A 23271-nucleotide genomic window follows, 5' to 3' on the forward strand; every position below is an offset into this window, starting at 1 on the left:
TCGACGCAAGCCTCGCCATCGCTCATCAAATCTCAGACGCAACAGGTCGCGCGCCATCGAGGGGCAACCCGCGAGCACGTCCGTGCGACGGCGGCTCCGGTCACGCCTGCCTATGCGGGAGGCATGCCCAGCGCGAGATTGCATACCATTTGGAGCACCCGCACCGGCTGCACGCGCGGACCCCCTTCATATCATTGATGTAACGTTATTCCGGACAAAATGCCGCACATCGCGCAAAAATGTATCATAAAATATCATAAATAGATCGTTTAGAGCGCATGCAGGTTCGGCGCAGGCCTCCGCAGCAGGCGGTCGCGGCGCGGAATTCAGCCCTTCAGCGCTCTCTTTAGCATCACTTGAGGTATGTTATGACCACCGTCGTAAAAATGGGTACCGAATTTCAGGTCAATAGCCAGACGGCTGGCAGCCAGTGGTATCCCTCCATTACCGGCCTCACCAATGGCGGCTTCGTCGTCACTTGGCAGGACGGCCTCGCCGGCTCCACCAGCGGCAGCAGCACGCTCGGCGACGCCAGCGGCTCCGCCGTCCATGCCCAGCTCTATGCCGCGGACGGCAGCAAGGTCGGCGGCGAATTCCTGGTCAACACCCAGACCAACGGCTCGCAGGCCTCCCCGGTCGTGACCGGCCTCAGCAACGGCGGCTTCGTCGTCTCCTGGCAGGACCAGAACTCCACGAGCGGCGACATCAAGGCCCAGATCTACGGCGCGAACGGCGCCCCGGTCGGCGGCGAATTCCTGATCAACTCCGTCACCGCCAACAACCAGAATACGCCGGCCATCACCGGCCTGCCCAATGGCGGCTTCGTCGTCGCCTGGACCAACCAGGGCAGCGTCGCGCCCGACATCAAGGCCCAGGTCTATGACGCGAACGGCGCCAAGGTCGGCTCCGAATTCCTCGTCAACTCCGCCAGCGCCAACTTCGATCAGGAGCGCGCCTCGATCGCAACGCTCAGCAACGGCGACTTCGTCGTCACCTGGAACGATTTCCGCACCGGCAATTGGGAAGTCCGCGGTCAGGTGTTCCACCCGGGTGCGAGCGGCGCGACCAAGGTCGGCTCCGAATTCACCGTCGACACCGCCTATTACAACAGCCGCATGGTTGCCGGCGTGACCGGTCTTGCCAACGGCAATTTCGTCATCAGCTTCGAGGACACCAGCGGCGAAATTCGCGCGCAGGTCTTCACGGCTGGCGGCAGCAAGGTCGGCTCGGAATTCCAGGTCAACACCCAGACCGGCGGCAACCAGGGCTTTTCGAGCATCACCGCACTGACCGGCGGCGGCTTCGTCGTGACCTGGTCGGACGAAGGAACGGCCGACGGCAGCGGCTCCGGCATCAAGGCGCAGGTCTATGATACGGCCGGCAACAAGATCGGCGGCGAGTACATCGTCAACTCGCAGACCAACAGCTATCAGTACTATCCGACCGTCTCGGCGCTCGCCAATGGCGGCTTCGTCATCAGCTGGCAGGACTTCAGCCAGACGCTTGGTGACAACTCCTCCTACGGCATCACCGCGCAGGTCTTCAACCTGTCGAACGCCCCGACCGCGCCGACCATCGTGTCGGTCACCGATGACGTCTCGCCCAACAGCGGCGCGCTCGCCAACGGCGCCAGCACCAACGACACCAACCTGACGGTCCGCATCGCAACCGGCAGCAACTTTGCCGGCGACGTCGTGCAGCTGTTCGACGGCCAGACCGCGATCGGCTCGGCAGTCACGCTCTCGCTCGCCGACATCGCGCGCGGCTACGTCGACATCCAGACCGGCCTGCTCGGCAACGCGGCCCACGCCATCACTGCGAAGGTCACCGATACGACCGGCGCCGTGAGCGATGCCGCCTCCGCGATCAACGTGACCGTCGACACGGTTGCCCCGGCCGTCGGCGTCACCGGCGTGACGCTCGACACCGCCAACCTGCCCACCTTCACGGTGAGCGGCACCACCGAAGCCGGCCTTCTGGTCTCGGTCTATGACGGTGCCACCCTGGTCGGCACTACCACGGCTGGCGCCAACGGCTCCTGGAGCCTCGCCGGCCTGACGCTGGTGGAAGGCGCCAACAACCTGACCGCCAAGACCACCGATGCAGCCGGCAACGCCGGCACCTCGACCGTCTTCGCGGCGCCGACGCTGGTCTCGACCGGCGCGGTTTCGGTCACGGGCGCGTCGACGACCTCGCAGGGCTATGTCGTGCTCGGCGACGGCACTCTCGATGTCGTCACCGGCGGCAACGTCTCCGGCCAGATCACGATCGGCAATGGCGGCGTCGTCGACGTCCTCAACGGCGCGACCACCGAGCATACCAACATCCGCAGCGGCAGCGTGCAGTACGACTACGGCACCGCGAACGACACCATCGTTCACGCGGGCGGCCAGCAGCACGTCTACTTCGGCGGCAGCGCCAACGGTTCGACGGTCGAGGCCGGCGGCTACCAGGACGTCTACTCGAATTCGACCGTCACCAACGTCAGCCTCAGCGGCAACCAGCAGGTGCTGGCGGGCGGAACGGCCATCGACACCACGGTCTATGGCGGCGGCTACCAATATGTCGGCGATGGCGGCACCAGCGCCGGCACGCTGGTCAAAACCGGCGGCTTCCAATACATCGATGCCGGCGGGTCGGCCAGCGACACCGTGATCGACGGCGGCTTCCAGTATGTCGACGGCACGGCGACCGGCGGCTCGGTCGGCGGCGGCAACTCGCTGGGCGGCGGCGTCGCGACCGGTGTGACCGTCAAGAACGGCGGCGCGCAGCACGTCTACCACGGCGGCAGCGCGACCGGCACGATCGTTGCGGCTGGCGGCTTCCAGGACGTCTACCACGCCACCGTCTCCGGCACGAACCTCAGCGGCAATCAGCAGGTGCTGGATGGCGGCATCGCCGCGAACACCGTGATCGAGAACGGCGGCAATTCGTACATTGGCGCGGGCGGATCGGTGACGGCGACCACGGTCAACGGCGGCGGTCTGCTCTATGTCGACGCCGGCGGCTCGGCCGCGTCCACGACGATCAACGGCGGGGTCGGGTTCGTGATCGGAACGGCGTCCGGCACGACGCTCAACAGCGGCGAACTCGACGTCGCAGGCACCGCCGACAACACCCACCTTGCGGGCGGGGTCGAGCATGTCTTCGCCGGAGGCGTCCAGAACGGCGTCGACTTCGCCGGCTCGGCTGCAACGTTGACGCTCGAAAACGCGTCCGGCCTGACCGGCACGGTGTCGAACTTCGAACTCGGCGACACGATCGACCTGCTCAACACGTCGGTCTCGTCGTTCACCTTCGACGGTACGACACTGACGCTCGCCACGAACTCGGGCAGCCACACCTACCAGTTCGCGGGCGTTCAGTCCGGCACCGAGCTCAACGTCACCGACGACGGCCACGGCGGATCGGCGGTCTCGCTGTCGCTGCTGGTGCAGCAATCGGCGAGCATCGTCCCGGATGCCGGCGAGAGCAGCCTCGTGTCTTCGGACACGACGCAGCAGCAGCCCACGCTGGCCAGCCACGGCTGATCGGCCAACACGATCTGCGCACCGGGGTCCCCGCCCCGGTGCGTCATGCGATCGCGGCGGGAGGTGAACTTGCCTCCCGCCGTCCCGCATCCCGCCGCAGAACGCCAAATCCGACCGTTATGTGAGCGGTCCGACATAGTTATCAAACCGTAACATAGCCGCGTTAGCTATCGGCCGCCCTGCCGACCGGCGGGACACCCGTCCGTGAAATCGTCCGGACCCGATGACCGCGGATATTTGCTTCCAATGAGCCCGAACGAGACCATTTCACGCGACCCGGCCGCCAAAGAGCAGCCGAAGGAGCCGCCGGTGCAGGCCGTGCCGAAGCCGCCGGCCGACCCCGGCCTGACCGCGCTCGTCATGATGCTCCAATTCCTCGGGGTGCCCGCCGAGCCGGAGCAGCTCCGCCATCAGCTCGGCGTCACCGTGATCGGCACCACCGAGATGCTGCGCTGTACCAGGCAGTTCAACATCAAGGCGCGCGTGGTGAAGACGAGCTGGGACCGGCTCGACAAGACGCCGCTGCCCGCCATCGTCCCCTTGCGCGACGGCGGCTTCCTGATCCTCGGCAAGGCCGGCGACGGTAAGGCCATCGTGCAATATCCGGGCTCGCCGCGGCCGCAGATGCTGACCAAGGCGCAGTTCGAGGTGCTCTGGGACGGCCGCATCGTGCTGATGACCAAGCGCGCCGGCCTCGCCGATCTGTCGCGGCGCTTCGACATCACCTGGTTCATGGGCGCGGTCAACCGCTATCGCGGCCTGCTCGGCGAAGTGCTGCTCGCCTCGTTCTTCCTCCAGATCTTTGCGCTGGTGTCGCCGCTGTTCTTCCAGGTGGTGATCGACAAGGTGCTGGTGCATCGCAGCCTCGGCACGCTGGATGTGCTGGTCGCCGGCATCGTCGCGATCTCGATCTTCGAGGTCGTGCTCGGCGCGCTCCGCACCTACCTGTTCTCGCACACGACCAACCGCATCGACGTCGAGCTCGGCGCGCGGCTGTTCCACCACCTGCTGGCGCTGCCGCTGTCCTATTTTCAGGCGCGGCGGGTCGGCGACACGGTCGCGCGGGTGCGCGAGCTGGAGAATTTGCGCAACTTCATCACCGGCTCGGCGCTGACGCTGGTGATCGACCTGTTCTTCACCTTCGTCTTCCTCGGCCTGATGGCGTTCTACTCGCCGCTGCTGACCGCGATCGTGCTGGCGTCGTTCCCGCTCTACATCGTCATCTCGGCCGGCGCCACGCCGCTGTTCCGCTACCGTCTCGACGAGAAGTTCAAGCGCGGCGCGGAGAACCAGTCGTTCCTTGTCGAGAGCGTCACCGGCGTCGAGACCTTGAAGGCGATGGCGGTCGAGCCGCAGATGCAGAAGCGCTGGGAAGAGCAGCTTGCCGGCTACGTCGCCTCGAGCTTTCGCGTGGTCAATCTCGGCAATGTTGCAAGCCAGGCCGTTCAGTTCGTCAGCAAGATCAACATGGCGATCCTGCTCTATTTCGGCGCCAAGCTGGTCATCGACGGTAACCTCACGGTCGGCGAGCTCGTCGCCTTCAACATGCTGTCGGGACGTGTCACCGCACCGGTGCTTCGGCTCGCCCAGCTCTGGCAGGATTTCCACCAGGCGCGGCTGTCGGTCGAGCGGCTCGGCGACATCCTCAACACCGTGCCCGAGCCGACCCATCGCCCGGGTCGCGCGGCGTTGCCTGCCATCCGTGGCGACATCACCTTCGAGCATGTCGGCTTCCGCTATCGCGTCGACGGACCGCAGATCCTGAGCGACATCACCCTGAAGATTCCGGCCGGCCAGATCGTCGGCATCGTCGGCACCTCCGGCTCCGGCAAGAGCACGCTCGGAAAACTGATCCAGAGGCTCTATCTCCCCGAGTGCGGCCGCGTGCTGGTCGACGGCAATGACCTTGCGGCGGTCGACCCGACCTGGCTGCGCCGGCAGGTCGGCGTCGTGCTGCAGGAGAACATGCTGTTTAACCGCTCGGTGCGCGACAACATCGCACTCGCCGACCCCGCGCTGCCGATGGAGCGCGTCGTCGCCGCAGCGAAGCTCGCCGGCGCACACGATTTCATCCTCGAACTCCAGGATGGCTACGACACCGTCATCGGCGAGCGCGGCAGCACGCTGTCCGGCGGCCAGCGCCAGCGCATCGCGATCGCACGCGCGCTAACGACCAATCCGCGCGTTCTCATCTTCGACGAAGCAACGAGCGCGCTCGACTATGAAAGCGAGCGCATCATCCAGCACAACATGCGCGAGATCACGGCGGGCCGTACCGTTCTGATCATCGCCCACCGTCTGTCGACCGTGCGTACCGCGGACCGCATCATCACCGTGGAGCGTGGCCGTATCGTCGAGGACGGTTCGCACGACCAGCTGATCCGCAGCGGCGGCCGCTACGCCACGCTGCATCGTGTCCAGGCAGGCATCCATGAAGTCGGCTAAGGCGATGATGGCCTCGCTGCGCAGCCCGACGCGGACGCGCGACGAACTGGCGTTCCTCCCCGCGGCGCTCGAGATCGTCGAGACCCCGCCTTCGCCGATCGGCCGCGCCATCTCCGCGTCGATCTCGGCGGTGTTTCTGATCGCGCTGGTGTGGGCCAGCATCGGCACGATCGACATCATCGCGACCGCGACCGGCAAGATCGTCCCCGACGGCCGCACCAAGGTGATCCAGCCGTTCGAGACCGCGGTCGTGCGCGCCATCCACGTGCAGGACGGTCAGCGCGTCAAGGCCGGCGACCTCCTGATCGAGCTCGATCCCACCATGAGCCAGGCCGAGCTCGGCCATCTCCAGAGCGATCTGCTGGCGAGCGAGCTCGACATCGCACGTCTGCACGCCGCACTTGCCGGCGGTGATCCCGCCAAATTCATCGCGCCCGCGCGCGCGACCTCCGATCAGATCCGCACCGCAAAGCGTTTCCTGGCCTCGCAGGCCGCCGAGCAGGCGTCCAAGATCACCTCGCTCGAATGGCAGGGCACGCAGAAGAAAGCGGAGCGTTCGACCAGCGAGGCCACGATCGGCAAGATCAGCGCCCTGATCCCCATCATGCAGCAGCGGGTCGATGTGCGAAAATATCTCGTCGACCGCGAGTTCGGCTCCAAACTGCAATACCTCACGGAAACGCAGGACCTGGTCGCACAACAGCAGGAATTGCTGGTCCAGAAGAGCCACTATGCCGAGGCCGATGCCGCCGTTGGAGGCATCGAGGAGACGCTGCGGCGCACCGAGGCGGAATATCAGCGCGGCCTGTTTGACGAGCTTGCGAAAGCCGAGCAGAAGGCGGCTGGCCTGCGCCAGGACATCGTCAAGGCCGAGCAGCGCACCAGCCTGCTGCGCCTCGCCGCGCAGGAGGACGGCATCGTCCAGCAGCTCGCCGTGCACTCGGTCGGCGGCGTGGTGACGCCGGCCCAGACGCTGATGGTGGTGGTGCCCACCAGCGGCGGCCTCGAGATCGAGGCGATGATCTCGAACCGCGACATCGGCTTCGTCAATCCCGGCGAGGAAGCCGCGATCAAGGTCGACACCTTCAGCTTCACCCGCTACGGCCTGCGCCAGGGCAAGGTGCTCAGCGTCTCCCAGGACGCCATCGTCCGCCAGAAACCGCCGGAAAAGCCCGGCGACACGCCGGCCGGCACCGACACATCATCCAGTGAACCCAAGGGCCAGGAGCTGGTTTACTCCGCCCGCGTCTCGCTCGACCGCTCGCAGATGGACATCGACGGCCGCACCGTCAACCTCGCGCCCGGCATGGCCGTAACCGTCGAGATCAAGACCGGCACAAGGAAGATCATCAGCTATGTGGTGTCGCCGCTGATCCGCTATGGGCAGGAGAGTTTGCGGGAGCGGTGAGACGGCCGCGAATCCGGCGGGATGGTATCGGGATCTCTGGCCCAGCCCAACCGGCACATTTGACCTAAATCAAGCAGGTATCGGTTAGCGGTGACAGCCTCAACCCGCCAAATGGACTGCGGGAGGTCGGAATATGAAAATCCGTTGCCGCACCCTTGCGACCACAGCAAGTATTCTCGCCCTCGGTTGCATCTCCGCGTCGGCTCAGCAGGTCACGGGCACCCCAGGCTCGCCCGCAGCCACGACGACAATTGACGGCAAGCTGCTTCCGCCGCCGCCTCCAGAATTCGGAGGGGTCATCAACGAGAGAGCCTCGGAGTCGAAGGCGTGGTGGGCACCGCGTGTCGTACCGCCGAAGGGCGCGCCCAATGTGTTGCTCATCATGACCGACGACCAAGGTTTCGGAGCGCCGAGCACCTTCGGCGGCGTTGTCCCCACGCCCGCGATGGATCGTATCGCTGCGCAGGGCCTGCGCTACACCAATTTTCATTCCACCTCGCTGTGCTCACCGACGCGGGCGGCGCTCATCACCGGCCGCAATCATCATTCGGTCGGCTTCGGAGTCGTCGGCGAAATATCGACGGGATTCCCAGGTTACGACTCGATCATTCCGATCGAGAAGGGCACCATCGGCACCACCCTGAAGGCGAACGGGTACGCCACCTCGTGGTTCGGCAAGAACCATAACACGCCCTCATATCAATCGAGCCAGGCGGGGCCATTCAATCAATGGCCCAATGGCATGGGCTTCGAGTATTTCTATGGTTTTGTCGGCGGCGATGCCAGTCAGTGGCAGCCGAATCTGTTCCGCAACACCACAGCGATTTATCCATTCCAGGACAATCCCCGCTGGAACCTGACAACCGCGATGGCCGACGAAGCCATCCAGCACATGAAACAGCTCAAGGAGATCGCGCCCGACAAGCCGTTCTTCGTTTATTACGTGCCCGGCGGCACGCACGCGCCGCATCATCCGACGCCGGACTGGATCAAGAAGATCAGCGACATGCACCTGTTCGACCAAGGCTGGAACAAGCTGCGGGAGACGATCTTCGCCAACCAGAAGCGGTTGGGCATCATGCCCGACCACGCCAGGCTGACGCCATGGCCGAAGGAATTGCCGCAATGGGATTCTACCGGCGAGTTGGAGAAGAAGCTCTTCATCAAGCAGGCAGATGTCTATGGCGCCTACCTTGCCTACACCGACTATGAGATCGGCCGCGTCATTCAAGCCGTCGAAGACCTCGGAGAGCTCAACAACACGTTGATTATCTACATCGGCGGCGACAACGGCGCGAGTGCCGAAGGCATGATCAACGGTACGCCCAACGAGTTCACGACCTTCAATGGCGTCCCGGTGCCGGTGAAGGCTCAGTACCTCTGGTATCCGTTCTGGGGCTCGGACAAGACTTTCCCGCATTTTGCCGCGCCCTGGGCGTGGGCGATGGACACTCCATTCAAGTGGGTCAAGCAGGTGCCGTCGCATTTTGGCGGGACCGCCCAAGGCGTCGCCATGTCCTGGCCCGGCCATATCAACGATGTCGGAGGCATCCGTCGCCAATTCCATCACGTCATCGATATTGCCCCGACCATCCTCGAAGCAACCGGCATTTCGCAACCTGACACGATCGACGGTATCAAACAGAGCCCCATGGAAGGGGTGAGTATGGCGTACACATGGGACAAGGCGAACGCCAATGCCAGGACGACGCACACGACCCAATATTTCGAGATGCTCGGCAATCGCTCCATCTATCACGATGGGTGGGCGGCGGCCACGACGCCGATCACGCTTCCATGGGAGCTAAGCAGCGCGCCCCCGCCAGATGTGATCACGGGCTACAAGTGGGAGCTCTACAACGTCCAGGAAGACCCCACTCAGTTCAATGATCTGGCCGCCAAAATGCCGGAGAAGGTCAAGGAGCTGCAAGCCGTCTTTGATGTCGAGGCGAAGAAGTACAACGTGCTGCCGCTCGATAACACGACGCTCGCGCGTTGGAATACGCCGCGCCCAAGCCTGACGGCTGGGCAGACGGTATTCACCTATTCGGGCGAACTGACCGGTGTGCCGGCTAGCGCCGCGCCGAGCATCCTCAACAAGTCCTATACCATCACCGCCGAGGTTGAGATTCCCAACGGCGGCGCTGAAGGGATGATCGTCACCGAAGGCGGACGTTTCGGCGGCTACGGGCTACTTCTAAGCAAGGGTGTGGCGGGCCTTCGGCGGGGTAAGCCCGTGTTCCTCTACAACCTGCTCAACCTCAAGCGCACGGTCTGGTCGGGACCGGAGTTGACCGCGGGCAAGCACACCATCGTCTTCGACTTCAAGTCGGATGGGCCGGGATTGGGCAAGGGCGGTACAGGCGTACTTTCAGTGGATGGCAAGGAAGTAGACCGGAAATCCATAGAACACGGTACGCCGATCACGTTCCCCGAGGACGAGACCTTCGACGTCGGCCAGGACACCCGCACCGGGGTCGCGATGCTCGAGTATCGCTACGATCCTCCGTTCAAGTTCACGGGCAAGATCAACAAGCTGACGTTCAAGCTCGGACCTGAGTTGAAGGACCCAGCGCAAGCCAAGGCAGAACTTGGACCTATGCCAGCGCCGGAGCCGGATCCCATTGAAGAGTCGAAGTCTCAAAAGCCACCCGCGAACGTTGGGAAGAAATGAAAGGCGCATTGGCGTTCGCCGCCATCAGCGAAGCTGCAACGGGATTGGCGCTGTTGATCGCGCCGTCGCTGGTTGGCCAGTTGTTGCTGGGCGAGCAGCTTTCCGGTGTCGCAACGCCGGTCGCGCGTGTCGCCGGCATTGCGCTGATTGCCTTGGGGATCGCCTGTTGGCCAGGGTGGCCGCCACTGCCGGGCATGTTGATCTACAACGGAGCCATCACCCTATATTTGGCCTACCTCGGTTTCGCAGGTGGATTGAGCGGCGTCCTTCTGTGGCCGGCAGTCGTCCTTCATCTAATCCTGACCACGCTCTTGATGCGCGGCGGCTCGCAAAGCCGCGACCGCTGAATTTCTCATCGACCCCGCCGTTTCCGGGGAAGCTTCAAAATTCTTCTGGCTCAGTGCCTTGCGTATTGAAGAGTATCCAAAGCTTTAACGTATCCCATCCCGGATCATGTATCCGGCGCCGCGGATCGTGTGCAGCAGCGGCCGCTCAAAACCCTTGTCGATCTTGGAGCGCAGCCGCGAAATGTGCACGTCGATCACGTTGGTCTGCGGATCGAAATGGTAGTCCCAGACGTTCTCCAGCAGCATGGTGCGCGTCACCACCTGGCCGGCATGCTTCATGAGGTATTCGAGCAGGCGGAATTCGCGCGGCTGGAGCGTCAGCTCGTCCTTGCCGCGGGCGACGCGATGGGACAGCCGGTCGAGCTCGAGATCGCCGACGCGGTAGAGCGTGTCCTCGGCCGGACCGCCGCGGCGCCGTGACAGCACTTCGACCCGGGCCAGCAGCTCGGCAAAGGAATAAGGCTTCGGCAGATAGTCGTCGCCGCCGGCGCGCAGACCCTTGATGCGATCGTCGACCTGCCCGAGCGCGGAGAGAATCAGCACCGGCGACGAGTCGCCCTTGTCGCGCAACGCGCCGATCAGGGACAGGCCGTCACGCTTGGGCAGCATGCGGTCGACCACCAGCACGTCGTAATCGCCGCTCTCGGCCATGGCGAGGCCTTCCTCGCCGTCGGCGGCGTGGTCGGCAATGTGTCCGACTTCACGAAACGCCTTCACGAGATAGTCGGCGGATTCGCGGTCGTCTTCGATGATGAGGAGGCGCATCGTGCGTTCGGCGGCGGTCAAGGGGGTCAACCTTCTCTGAACATGGCGCGAGCGGCAATCGCATGCAAGCCAAGCAAACGGGACTTGGGTAGGCAAAAAGGCGGGCGGTGAAGCTGGGGGGACCTCACCGCCCTAGGCCTTCCGACGGAGGGGGGCGTAATTCCACCGGAAGGTAGGCTGGGGGAGCGGGCCTTACGCTGCTCCCCCGAAGGGCGTCGGCGGCGGGGGCGACTGATGCCGGCGACACCCCTCATCTCGTAGACCTCCTGACGGCTTAGCCCTTGGCGATGGGCACGGCGACGAAGCGCGACTGGCCGCCGCTCTTCACGCGCATCAGGACGCTGTTCTTGTTGTCGGTCCGCGCCGTGTTGATGGCGTCGCGGACTTCGCCGGCGGTGCTCACGCTCTTGCCGCCGACTTCGAGAATGACGTCGCCTTCCTTGAAGCCGCGTTCGGCCGCGGCGCTCTTCGGATCGACTTCGGTGACCACGACACCTTCCTTGCCGGCGCCGGCGACGGAGTCGGCGGGCGCGACGGTCATGCCGAGCTTGGGCACGTCGGTGCCACGGCTCGCACCCTTGCCGCTATCCTTGTCGGTGTCGGCCTTGGCCTCGATCGTGTTCGGCAGCTGGCCGAGGGTGAGGTTCACGACCTTGTCCTGGCCCTTGTGCAACACGTTGAGCTTCACGGTCGCGCCGGGCGCCATGCCGCCGATGGTACGGGCAAGCTCGCGGGCATCCTTGACGGATTCGCCGTTGACCGAGGTGATCACGTCGCCGGACTCGATGCCGGCCTTCGCCGCCGGACCGTTCGCCTGCGGCTCCGCCACCAGCGCACCTTCAGCCTTCTTCATGCCGAGGCTGTCGGCGATATCGGACGTCACCGGCTGGATCTGGACGCCGATCCAGCCGCGGCTGACCGAGCCCTTGTCCTTGAGCTGGGCCACCACGCTCTTCACGGTGCTCGCGGGAATCGAGAACGCGATGCCGACGCTGCCGCCGGAGGGCGAGTAGATCGCGGTATTGACGCCCATCACCTCGCCGTTGGTGTCGAAAGCGGGACCACCGGAATTGCCCTTGTTCACGGGCGCATCGATCTGGATGAAATCGTCATAGGGACCGTTGCCGATGTCGCGGCCGCTGGCCGACACGATGCCCGCAGTCACGGTACCGCCGAGGCCGAAGGGATTGCCGACCGCGAGCACCCAGTCGCCGATCCGCGGCTTGCTGTCGGCGAGCTTGGCGAACGGGAAGTTCGAGCTGCCCTCGACCTTGATGAGGGCGAGGTCAGTGCGCTGGTCGGTGCCGATCACCTTGGCGGTATAGGTCTTGCCGTCGTCGGTCGTGACCTCGACCTTGTCGGCGCCGTCGACCACGTGGTTGTTGGTCACGGCAAAACCGTCGGCGGAGATGAAGAAGCCGGAGCCCTGGCCCTGCACGACGCGGCCGCGGCCACCCTTCTGGCCCGGGAAACCATCCGGACCGCCGAAGCGGCGGAAGAACCGCTCCATCGGCGAGCCCGGCTGGAACGGCGAGGAGGAATCGTCGCCATCGTCGTTGCTTGCGGTCTTCTCCTTGATGTTGACCTTCACCGAGATCACCGACGGTTTCACGCGCTCGACGATGTCGGCGAATCCGACCGGACGCTCAACCTTCCGGACCTCGTTGTTGACCTGCGCATGCGCCGGGCTGGAGAACAGCTCGCTCGGCGAGGTCGACGGGCTGAAGCCGTGGACGGCAATCCCGAGGCCAGCGACGACCGAAGCCATCAGCGCGATCCTGCGCGCGGAGAAAACCGACCGGCGGGGCGACCGGTAGGACGGAAGGTTCGTAAGGTCGGGACGGTCGGTCATGCAGGAATCTCCAAGGCCTTGAATTCTTTCGGTGCCGGATGGCAGCACGTTACGGACATGAAGATGGGGGCTCCCGCCTTACCGTGCGCTGGCGGCGGGGTTAAACTTTTGTAATGAAGGGTCGCGCCGTTGCGGCAGTTTATCGCACGCCGAAAGTCGTGGCCTTACAGGAACTTAATCGAGTTCCCCTGACGAGCGTCGAACACGCCTTTGGCGAGATCAGCTCGCCCTCACGCTGACGATGAATTCGTCGACTTCACGCTTCAGGGTTTTGGCCTGCTGCGACAGATCGACGGCGGAATCGCGCGCTTCGGCCGCCATGCGGCCGGTCTCCGCCGACGTCGAGGTGATCTGGACGATGTGGTTGGAGACGTCCAGCGTTCCATGCGCGGCATCCTGCGCGCTGCGGGTGATGTCCTGCGTGGCGTTGCGCTGCTGGGCGGTGTCGACCTCGATGCCCGACATGATCGACGAGATCTCCGACAGCGTCTTCGAGATGCCGTCGATCGCGCCGCGCGTCTCCGCGGTGATGCCCTGGATGCTGGCGACGTGCGAGGTGATCTCCTCCGTCGCCTTGCTGGTCTGGTGCGCGAGGCTCTTCACTTCGGAGGCAACCACGGCAAAACCCTTGCCGGCGTCCCCTGCCCGCGCCGCCTCGATGGTGGCGTTGAGCGCCAGCAGGTTGGTCTGCGAGGCGATCGCCTGCACGAGCTGCACGACCTCGCCGATCTTGTCGGCGGCATCCGACAGCGTGTGGATGGTGTCGCGGCTCTTCTCGGCCTGCGTCGCCGCGCCTTCGGCACGCTGCGTCGCGTCGGTGACGCGGCGGCTGATCGTGCCGATCGAGTTCGTCATCTCCTCGGCCGAGCCCGCGACGATCTGCACGCTGGCGCTGGCCTGGTTCGCCGCGCTCGCGACTGCATTGGCCTTGGAGCTCGTGTCGTTGGCCGTACGTGACAGCGTTTCGGCATTGCTCTTCAGGTGCGCGGCCGAGGACGCCACGCTGTCGACCACGCTGGCAACGAGATCGTTGAAGCGCTTGATCCGGGCGTCCAGGAATTTCGACCGCTCGGCCTGATGCTGCGCTTCGTGTAATTGCTGCTCGGTGAGGCGCCGCCGCTCCAAGCCGTTGGTCTTGAACACTTCCAGTGCGCCGGCGAGCAGGCCGATCTCGTTGGTACCGCCGAGACCCGGAACAGGCGTCTCGAATTTCTGATCGGCGACCTCACGCATGGCGTGCACAATCGCCGCCAGCGGATTGAGGATGCCGTTGCGCACAGCGAACCAGGTGGTGAGGCAGATCGCGACAGCGACCACCGCGATCACGCCGCAGGCGATCAGGAAATAGGAGAATGCCGCCTGCGCCTGCTGGTAGATCAGCATTGCATGCTCGCGCGCGGGGCCGCTGAGCGCGGCGAAATCCGACGACAGGCTGGTGATCTCGTTGTTGAGGTAGAGCACCGCGACGAAGCCGGTGCCGCCGCCGATGCCCAGCAGGAACAATAATGCAGCGACGACGGCGCCGACCAGGAAGCGGATCGTCAGATTGCTGTTCGTGAACATCGGCTGAGGACTCAAAAATCTGGAATCGAATTTCGCGACAAGCTTCCAGACAAAGGTCAACAGAGCATGAAACACGCGGCCGCAGACGGCCTACGTATCATTACGTAGGCCGGGACGACTTGAAGTCGCTAGGACGACTTCGTCTCGTCCGACATCAAGGCTGCGAGCCGAGCCTCTTCCTCGGGCGTGAGCGGCGGAGCTGGTAGGTCTGCACCGCTTCGCGCGCGCCGGCGGATTTGCAGCCAGAGCGCCAGGCCGCCGCCGATCAGCAGCAGCGGCGCGAGCAGCCACAACAACACGGTCTGCCGCTCGAAGCGCGGCTTGAGCAGCACGAACTCGCCATAGCGCGCGACCAGGAAGTCGAGCACCTGCGAATTGCTGTCGCCGGCAGCGATCCGCTCGCGCACCAGCAGCCGCAGATCGCGCGCCAGCGGCGCGTCGGAATCGTCGATCGACTGGTTCTGGCAGACCATGCAGCGCAGCTCGCGCGATAGGTCGCGGGCGCGCACCTCCTTCGCGGGATCCGACATGATCTCGTCGGGCTGCACGGCGTGGGCGGCGGGCAAAGCCAGCAGCGTGAGCGCAACGATCGTGACCATCATCCGCCGCATCGGATCACTCCGCCGGCTGAAGGCGCTGCTTGGCCCGCGCCGGCTTCGGTGCGCCGACCCGCAGGCGCCGATCGGACAGCGACAGCATGCCGCCAAAGGCCATGAGCACCGGTCCCCACCAGATCAGCAGCACCAGCGGCTTGTGATAGATGCGCACCGCAATGGCGCCATCGGCAGTCGCGTCGCCGAGAGAAACGTAGAGCTGGCTCGCGCCGCGCGTCAGCAATGCGGCCTCGGTGGTCGAGGACCCGCGCGTCGTGAAGTTGCGCTTGGACGGCGTCATGACGCTGATCTTCTCACCGTCGCGGCTGACGTTGAACTCGGCGATCATCTCGCGGAAGTTCGGCCCCTGACGCTGGGACAGGCCGTCGAGCTTGAGATCATAGCCGGCGACGTGTGCAACGTCGTTCTGCTTCATGGTCGCGATATACTCGCTGTTCCAGGTGGTCTCGCAGACGATCCCGATCAGCGCGACGCCGAGGCCCGCATGGGCAAACACAGAACCCCAGGCCGAACGCGGCAGGCCGCGGGCCCGGTGCAGCGTCGTTGCGAACGGCAGGCGGAACAAACCGGTCCGTTCGGACAGATCGGTCACGGCACCGGCGATGACGAAGACTCCAAGCCCAATTGCCAATGGTGCCAGCGCACTGCCACCACGGGTCCAGGCCCAGACGATGGCGATCACAACGAGCGCGGCAACGCCCGCCGCAAGCAGCCGCTGGGTGACGCCGAGCAGATCGCCGCGCTTCCACGCCAGCATCGGCCCGAACGGCACCACGAGCAGCAGCAGCGCGAACAGCGGGACGAAGGTGAGATTGTAGAAGGGCGCGCCGACCGACATCTTGAAGTCGAGCGCTTCCATCGCCAGCGGATAGAGCGTGCCGAACAGCACGACCGCGCAGGCTACGCTGAGCAGCAGATTGTTCAAGACCAGCGCGCCCTCGCGCGAGATCGGCGCGAACAGGCCGCCCTGCTTCAACGAGGTCGCGCGCCCTGCGAACAGCGACAGGCTGCCGCCGATGAACAGGCAGAGGATCAGCAGGATGAACACGCCGCGCGTCGGATCGGTGGCGAAAGCGTGCACGGAGGTGATGACGCCCGAACGCACCAGGAAGGTGCCGAGCAGCGACAGCGAGAAGGTCAGGATCGACAGCAGGATGGTCCAGACCTTCAGCGCGTTGCGCTTCTCCATCACCAGCGCCGAGTGCAGCAGCGCCGTGCCGGCGAGCCACGGCATCAGCGAGGCGTTCTCGACCGGATCCCAGAACCACCAGCCGCCCCAGCCGAGCTCGTAATAGGCCCAGTACGACCCCATCGCGATGCCGAGGGTCAGGAAGATCCAGGCCACCAGCGTCCACGGCCGCACCCAGCGCGCCCAGGCCGCGTCGATCCGCCCCTCCATCAGCGCCGCGATGGCGAAGGAGAACGAGATCGAGAAGCCGACATAGCCGAGATAGAGCATCGGCGGATGCACGGCGAGGCCGATGTCCTGGAGCACCGGATTGAGATCGCGTCCCTCGATCGGCGGATTGGCGATGCGCAGGAACGGATTCGATGTCACCAGGATGAAGAGATAGAAGGCGCTGGCGATCCACGCCTGCACGGCCAGCACATGCGCGCGCAGCGACAGCGGCAGATTGTTGCCGAAGGCGGCGACCATTCCGCCGAACAGCGCCAGGATCGAGACCCACAGCAGCATCGAGCCTTCATGGTTCCCCCACACGCCGGTGATCTTGTAGATCAGCGGCTTCATCGAATGGGAGTTCTCGTAGACGTTGGCGACGGAGAAATCCGAATTCACGTGAAGCATCACGAGCGCGATGAACGACGCACCGACGAACAGCAGCTGCGCCAGCGCGGCGGAGCGCGCCACGTTCATCAGCGCGTCATCGCGCAAGCGCGCACCGATCAGCGGCACGATGGACTGGATCAGCGCCAGGCCAAGGGCTAGCACCAGCGCGTAGTGTCCGGATTCCGCGATCAACGCACTGCTCCCTGCGGGTTGCCCTGCGCGGTCGTCGCCGCGGGCTTGACGCTATCAGAAGCCTTGGCGCCGTAATCGTCCTTCCAATGCCCCTGCTTCTTCAGGGCATCGGCGACTTCCTTGGGCATGTAGGTCTCATCGTGCTTGGCGAGCACGGTGTCGGCCTTGAACACGCCATTGGCGTCGAGCGCGCCTTCGGCGACCACGCCCTGCCCTTCCCGGAACAGGTCGGGCAGGATGCCCTTGTAGGCGACCGGCAGCTTGGCGCCGCCGTCCGCAACCTCGAAGGTCACGGCGAGATTATCGCCGCGCTGGAGCGAGCCGGGCTGCACCAGGCCGCCGAGACGAAACCGCTTGCCGGGCTCGACGTGCTTTTCGGCGACCATCGTCGGCGTCGAGAAGAACACGATGGAGTCGCGCAGAGCGTTGAGCACCAGCGCGGCTGCAAGCGCGAGCACCGCGAGGGAGCCGCCGATGATGGTCATACGTCGCTGCTTGCGCGTCATCGCGTATCCGTTCTCCGCTCGCCTCGTCCCGACATCGTCATCCGTCGAGCCCGAGAGTCTTGAGGCCTTCGTTGAGCTGGCGCAGCCGCGCGGCGTCGTTGGCGACCGCCTGTCGGGCGTCGGTCGAAGCGCCCATTGCCCTGTCACGATCGCCCATCACGAGATAGGCGCGCACCAGGCGCAGCCAACCCTCGACATCATCGCCGTTCTGCTTCAGCCGGGTGGCCAGGCGTTCGACCATGCCGCGCACCATCGCGTTGCGATCGCCCTCGTTCATGTCCTTGGAGGCTGCGATCGTCTCGTCAGACAGCGCCGGCATCGTAGCGCCACCGCCGCCGACCCGCGCCAACGAGGTCTGCACCAGAGGACGCCACGGCGCATCCGCCGGCGCTTTCGCCAGCAGTGCGCGCCAGATGTTGGCGGCATCGTCCTTGCGGCCATCCTGCTCGGCGGCAAGCCCGAGGAAATAGTTCGCCTTGGGATCGTCCGCGTTCAGGCCACGCGCGCGCTCGAATTCGGTCTTGGCCTCGGCGGTCACCACACCGCCGGCAGCAGCCGCGATCGCCTCGCCGAGATCGGCCCGGCGCTCCGAACTCTCGCCATTGTAGGTGAGCGAGTTGCGATAGGCGCGCACCGCATCGTCGAAGCGGCCGAGCCGCACCAGCACCGGCGCGAGCACGTTCCAGCCGCGCCCGTCGGTCGGATTCTTGTCCAGATGCTGCTCGACCTGCACGACGAGATTCTCGAGCGCCATGCCGGACCCGGCCCCGCGCTCCCGCTGCGCCAGGGGAAAGTCCTGAAGCCTGGGCGAGCCGAGCGGCATGTAGACGCCGATCGCAATGAGCGGCAGGCCGGCAAGCGCCAGCACAGCCGCCGCGCGGCGCCATTTGAGGCTCGATGTCGGTTCCGATACCGGCTCGCTCCCGGCCGCGGCAAGCAGCCTGCGGCTGATCTCGACACGTGCGGCCTCGGCTTCCGGCGCGGCGATCAGTCCTGCGGCGAGATCACGCTCGATCTCGGCCAACTGGTCCTTGTAGACCGCGACCTCGCTCCCCTGATTTTGCGCGCGTCCGCTGCGGCCGAGCGGCAGAAGCACGGCGAAAATCGCCGCGACCGTCATCAGCGCGAACACGAACCATAGCGTCATCTGGCAAGCTTCCGGCGGCGCGCGAACCGCGCCCATAGGTGGCTTTACACCACGGCCGGACGATGCGGCAATTGACAATTGTCAATTCGGCGCGACCGCACACAGTCCCGAAACTGTGAAAATCCAACGGCTTAACGGATCTCGAAGTCCGCGCTTTGAGCCGCGTCCTCGCCGTGCCCGTTGAAGGCCCTCAGGAAGTATGTTCCCGGCTCGATTGCTTCAGGCAATTTGATGCGCAACGCCCCGACGGGAACGGGCGATGCAACCCTGGTGACGGTCTCAGGCAGTTGCCGGCCGCTTGCCTTCTCGATCAGCACCACCTTCGCGCCAACCATCAGCCTCTGATACTTGGCGACAATGACGCGGTTTTCAATTTCGATGGAGCTGATAAGGGGTTTCATGCGCCCACAGATAGAAATTCCAAAATCTTGCACGGCGACCGTAGGGCCCGCCACCGGCACCGTCAACCACAAATTGTGATCACAAAAAAATGCGCTTGATCAGCTTGCCCGCGACGATTTGCGCTCGCCCGTGGCCGCGTTCTCCGCGGCGCGGCTCATCAGCGACGCATAATCATCGCCGAACAGCACCTGGCAGAAGCGGATCGCGGCCTGCACCTGCTGCTGCCGATAGGTGCGGACCTTGTGATCGGCCGCACGCAGCGACTGCACCAACTGCTCGGTTGAGCGTTCGACATATTGCTGGAGATCGGAATAGGTGCGCAGCGTCACCTCGTTGATCGCAAGCTCGCTCGCATAGTTGCGGCAGGTCGCGACGAAATCGATCAGCGCCGCGGTTTCCTCGACCTCGGTGCTGTCGATCCGCGCCCCCGGCGGAATGTCCTTCTCGGCGCGCTGGCGCAGGATGCGGCGAACGCGGCCGGGAACGCTGTCGATCTCCGATTGCAGCGCATTGGAGATGTCGGCCCGGATCGAGGTCAGCTGCTTGCCCCAGACGGAATCGTTGCGCAGATCGAGCTCCGTGCGAAGACCGCGCACGCCGTCATGCAGCGCCTTGAGATTGTCGGCGACGTTCTCGAAATGGCCGCGCTTGATGTCCATGCGCAGGATCGCGGCAACGCAGGACAAATCATGCAAAGCGATCGTGACGGCCACGCCGTAGGGCGTCGCCGCGACGCGGATCTCGTCGTCGGACGCGGCAATCTTGATGGCGAGGCGGATGATCTGCCACGGCGCGGTCATCCGCTGCACAACCATCGACAGCGCGAAGGGCAGCATCTGCGGCGTCTGGAGCGCGGGGATGTTGAGCGTGGAAGTCACTGACGCGATTTGGGCTTCGCCGAAGGCACGCAGGAAGCGCGGCAGCTTCTCGTTCAGCGTAGCGATGGCCTCCCGGACCTGAAGCACCGCTCCGATCGAATAGAGGTCCTCGATCACGTTGGGCGGGCCGACGCGGGCGAGCGCGCGCGACTTGTCGCCGCCGCCGGGACCCGTCAGCCCGAAGATGGCATCCGCGGCCACCGCCTGGAGCTTCGCGGCGAGGGCTTCGACCTGCCCTGCACTGTCTGAAGCCGGCATGCGCGCCAGCGCCGCCTCGAATTCGTTGACCTTGTCGGGGGCGCCATCGCGGCCGAGCCATTGCCAGATCGGATGCAATGAGGAGCGGCGGATCTGGCCGACCCTGACAGGGGCGCCCGTCTCGACCAGGAACGGTTCCAGCACCTGGAACAACAGCCGCGACAGATCGTCCGTGCGCGGCGGCGCAGCCTCGTCGACTTCGGTCTTGCGGACGATCTTGCGCAGCTGCTCGAGCACGAGCGTCGCCACCGCCGTGTCCTGGCCGCTCTCGAGCGCGCGCTCGAACTCCCGCATCAGCAGCGCCTGCGACTGCGGCGGGAGCTGCGCGAGATATTCCCTCAGCCGCTCGATCGATGTCTGGCTCATGCGCCCGGGTGATGCACGATAAAATGGCAGACGTGGGATGCGTCCTGCGCGATCATAGATGGGGCCCACTTAAGAAGCCGTTTAGGAAGTCGCTCCGAAATAGCTCCGGTTTGGTCCGGATCGGTGCCGGACCGGTCAAATAGTCGAGCCGGAACAAAGGATTATATTCCGGGGAGGACCAGCTCCGCCCGCAGGCCACCAGTCGGGGCGCCCGCGAGCGAGAGGCTGCCGCCATAGAGCGCGGCGAGGTCGGTCACGATGGACAGGCCGAGTCCCGAGCCGGGCTTGGACTCGTCGAGCCGCTGGCCGCGCCGGGAGACCTGGGCGCGCTCGGCCTCCGACAGTCCGCGGCCATCGTCGTCGACGATGATCCGCAGGCGCGGGCCGGCGCCCGTCTGGTGCGGCGCTTCCACCAGAACCTCGATGAAGACCTGCGAGGCCGCCCATTTGCAGGCATTGTCGACGAGATTGCCGACCATCTCCTCCAGATCTTGCCGCTCGCCGCGAAACTTTGCGGACGGATCGGCCTTCGCCTCGACCAGTATCCCGCGATCGCGATGGATCTTCTCCATGGTCCGCCGCAGCGCCTCGATGACGGGTGCGACCTCCGTCACGGTCGCGACCACCGAGACGCGCGCCGCGATGCGCGCGCGCTCCAGATGATGGGCGAGCTGGTCGCGCATCACGTCCGCCTGCTCCATCACCTTGGCTGCGAACGGCTCGGTGGCGTGCGTGCCGGCCTCATTCACGATCACCGAGAGCGGCGTCTTGATCGCATGGGCGAGATTGCCGACATGGGTGCGCGCGCGCTCGACGATCTCGCGATTGGCATCGATCAGCGCGTTGGTCTCGCGCGCCAACGGCGCGATCTCGACCGGGAATTCACCTTCGAGCCGCTCCGCCCGCCCCGAGCGGATGTCGGCGATAGATTCCGAGATGCGCTTGAGCGGCGCGAGACCGAACCTCACCTGGAACACCGTGGTCAGCAGCAGCACGATGCCGAGCGCGGTGAAGGTGCCGCCGAGATAGTAGTCGAAGCTCCGCGTCTCGTCGAAAATCTCGGTGTCGTCGCCGGCGACGCTGACCAGATATTTGCCGTCCGCGCCGAGATCGACCGGCCGCTCCACCATGCGGAGATTCTGTCCCTCGGGCCCGTCGACATAGGCGAGGCGGATGCCGGCAGCGGTGAGCTCGGTGCCCTGCTCCTCCAGCTTCGGCAGCTTCTTGTCCCAGAGCGAGCGCGAGGAGCGCACCTCCGGCTTTTCGGTGTCGGTCCGCGTGATCTGCCAGTACCAGCCCGACAGCGGCAGCTCGAACAGGGGCTCGCCGAGCGACTGGAATTGACGGTCCGGCGGCTCGTCGGGCGTCGCGACCTCCGCGATGAGGGTGCGCAGATAGAGATTGAGCCGGCGGTCGAAGGCGCGCTCGGTGGCGCTCTTGTAGACCGACGACAGCACCACCCCGGTGATGGCCAGGATCACCACGAGCCACGCCGTCGCCGACAGGAACAGGCGGTTGGCAAGCGAGCTAGCGGCCATCGGAAGGATCCCGGCAGGCGCAGGGGGGCGGGGCGTCGGACGTCATGACCGGACCAAGGCCCCTGTTCGGCCGGCCGTCAAGTCCTGACGCCTCAAGCGCCGGGAGCAGGCGGCGGGGTCAGGAGATAGCCGAGGCCGCGGACGGTCTGGATGATGTCGACGTCGAGCTTCTTGCGGATGCGGCCGACGAAGACCTCGATGGTGTTGGAGTCGCGGTCGAAGTCCTGGTCGTAGAGGTGCTCGACCAGCTCGGTTCGGGACACGACGCGCCCCGAATGGTGCATCAGGTAGGCCAGAAGCCGATATTCGTGCGAGGTCATCTTGACCGGATTGCCGGAGACGCTGACCCGTCCGGTCCTGGTGTCGAGCGTGACGGGGCCGCAACTCAATTCGCTCTGGGCATGGCCGGTGGAGCGGCGCAGCAGCGCGCGGATGCGGGCCAGCACCTCCTCCAGATGGAACGGCTTCGGCACGTAATCGTCGGCGCCGGCATCGAACCCCTGGACCTTGTCGCTCCAGCGGTCGCGCGCGGTGAGGATCAGGACCGGCATGGTGCGGCCGTTGCGGCGCCAGGCTTCCAGCACCGAGATGCCGTCCTTCTTCGGCAGGCCGATGTCGAGCACAACGGCATCGTAGGGCTCATTATCGCCGAGATAATGCCCCTCCTCGCCGTCGAAGGCACGGTCGACGACGTAGCCGGCGTCGGTCAGCGCCTTGGTGAGCTGCCGATTGAGATCGGGGTCGTCCTCAACAACAAGCAGGCGCACGCTTCTCTCCAGAAATAGACTGCACAATCGATCGCCAGAGATGAGCAATTCCGGCGTGAACTGAATATGAACACGGGGAACCGGCCGCGTTACTTTTTGGTCATATAGAGCTTCTCAAGCGCCGACGCGACTGCGCCCGCCAGGCAGCCACCGGACGAGCCGGCGGGCGTGGCGGGCGCAATGTGCCGCGTTACGCGACGAGTCGGAAGGTCCGAACCGTCCCGTCGATC

Annotated in this window: 16 protein-coding genes; 5 read left to right on the forward strand and 11 right to left on the reverse strand. The window is 65.2% G+C overall.

Annotation, left to right across the window (positions count from 1 at the left end):
* Window positions 1-368 precede the first annotated feature (368 nt).
* The 5 genes from AB7Z56_RS31250 to AB7Z56_RS31270 all read left to right on the forward strand — a co-directional run bounded on the left by AB7Z56_RS31250 (window position 369) and on the right by AB7Z56_RS31270 (window position 10404).
* Window positions 369-3530, forward strand: a complete 3162-nt coding sequence (locus AB7Z56_RS31250) for an AIDA repeat-containing protein (protein WP_441256716.1) — start codon at window positions 369-371, stop codon at window positions 3528-3530.
* Between the two features lie 246 nt (window positions 3531-3776).
* Window positions 3777-5975 (forward strand): type I secretion system permease/ATPase, encoded by a 2199-nt coding sequence (locus AB7Z56_RS31255; protein WP_441256717.1) that lies wholly within the window; start codon window positions 3777-3779, stop codon window positions 5973-5975.
* On the forward strand, window positions 5962-7383 hold the full coding sequence (locus tag AB7Z56_RS31260) for an HlyD family type I secretion periplasmic adaptor subunit (protein ID WP_231144434.1): 1422 nt from the start codon (window positions 5962-5964) through the stop codon (window positions 7381-7383). The genes AB7Z56_RS31255 and AB7Z56_RS31260 overlap by 14 nt, the downstream gene beginning before the upstream one ends.
* A 133-nt stretch (window positions 7384-7516) precedes the next feature.
* The gene (locus tag AB7Z56_RS31265) at window positions 7517-10057 is read left to right on the forward strand and encodes an arylsulfatase (RefSeq protein WP_441256718.1); all 2541 of its coding nucleotides are present in this window, start codon (window positions 7517-7519) and stop codon (window positions 10055-10057) included.
* On the forward strand, window positions 10054-10404 hold the full coding sequence (locus AB7Z56_RS31270) for a hypothetical protein (RefSeq protein ID WP_085402745.1): 351 nt from the start codon (window positions 10054-10056) through the stop codon (window positions 10402-10404). The genes AB7Z56_RS31265 and AB7Z56_RS31270 overlap by 4 nt, the downstream gene beginning before the upstream one ends.
* A gap of 84 nt (window positions 10405-10488) precedes the next feature.
* Here AB7Z56_RS31270 and AB7Z56_RS31275 read toward each other — a convergent pair whose 3' ends face one another.
* The 11 genes from AB7Z56_RS31275 to AB7Z56_RS31325 all read right to left on the reverse strand — a co-directional run bounded on the left by AB7Z56_RS31275 (window position 10489) and on the right by AB7Z56_RS31325 (window position 23041).
* Window positions 10489-11169 (reverse strand): response regulator transcription factor, encoded by a 681-nt coding sequence (locus AB7Z56_RS31275; RefSeq protein WP_063986547.1) that lies wholly within the window; start codon window positions 11167-11169, stop codon window positions 10489-10491.
* Window positions 11170-11443: 274 nt separating this feature from the next.
* Window positions 11444-13021 carry a Do family serine endopeptidase gene (locus AB7Z56_RS31280; protein WP_441256719.1) on the reverse strand — a complete coding sequence of 526 codons (1578 nt, stop codon included), beginning with the start codon at window positions 13019-13021 and terminating at the stop codon, window positions 11444-11446.
* 219 nt (window positions 13022-13240) lie between these two features.
* The gene (locus tag AB7Z56_RS31285; RefSeq protein WP_063984544.1) at window positions 13241-14584 is read right to left on the reverse strand and encodes a methyl-accepting chemotaxis protein; all 1344 of its coding nucleotides are present in this window, start codon (window positions 14582-14584) and stop codon (window positions 13241-13243) included.
* A 128-nt stretch (window positions 14585-14712) separates the two neighbouring features.
* Window positions 14713-15195 (reverse strand): cytochrome c-type biogenesis protein, encoded by a 483-nt coding sequence (locus tag AB7Z56_RS31290; protein WP_063984545.1) that lies wholly within the window; start codon window positions 15193-15195, stop codon window positions 14713-14715.
* A gap of 4 nt (window positions 15196-15199) precedes the next feature.
* Window positions 15200-17179 (reverse strand): heme lyase CcmF/NrfE family subunit, encoded by a 1980-nt coding sequence (locus tag AB7Z56_RS31295; RefSeq protein ID WP_063984546.1) that lies wholly within the window; start codon window positions 17177-17179, stop codon window positions 15200-15202.
* Window positions 17176-17685: a cytochrome c maturation protein CcmE gene (gene ccmE, locus AB7Z56_RS31300; RefSeq protein ID WP_063984547.1), complete on the reverse strand. Its 510-nt coding sequence runs from the start codon at window positions 17683-17685 to the stop codon at window positions 17176-17178. The genes AB7Z56_RS31295 and ccmE overlap by 4 nt, the downstream gene beginning before the upstream one ends.
* Before the next feature lie 37 nt (window positions 17686-17722).
* Complete coding sequence (gene ccmI, locus AB7Z56_RS31305) at window positions 17723-18832, reverse strand: c-type cytochrome biogenesis protein CcmI (protein WP_063986548.1); 1110 nt, start codon at window positions 18830-18832, stop codon at window positions 17723-17725.
* 131 nt (window positions 18833-18963) lie between these two features.
* Entirely contained in the window at window positions 18964-19233 is a 270-nt protein-coding gene (locus AB7Z56_RS31310) for a hypothetical protein (RefSeq protein ID WP_028149902.1), read from the reverse strand.
* A 99-nt stretch (window positions 19234-19332) separates the two neighbouring features.
* A complete protein-coding gene (locus AB7Z56_RS31315) occupies window positions 19333-20736 on the reverse strand; it encodes a hypothetical protein (RefSeq protein WP_441256720.1) in 1404 nt (467 codons plus the stop codon).
* Between the two features lie 161 nt (window positions 20737-20897).
* Window positions 20898-22274, reverse strand: coding sequence for a sensor histidine kinase (locus AB7Z56_RS31320; RefSeq protein ID WP_063984549.1), 1377 nt, complete (start codon window positions 22272-22274; stop codon window positions 20898-20900).
* Window positions 22275-22366: 92 nt separating this feature from the next.
* A complete protein-coding gene (locus AB7Z56_RS31325; RefSeq protein ID WP_014496705.1) occupies window positions 22367-23041 on the reverse strand; it encodes a response regulator transcription factor in 675 nt (224 codons plus the stop codon).
* Window positions 23042-23271 lie beyond the last annotated feature (230 nt).

The organism is Bradyrhizobium sp. 482_C4_N1_8 (assembly GCF_052075965.1).
Lineage (GTDB): Bacteria > Pseudomonadota > Alphaproteobacteria > Rhizobiales > Xanthobacteraceae > Bradyrhizobium > Bradyrhizobium barranii.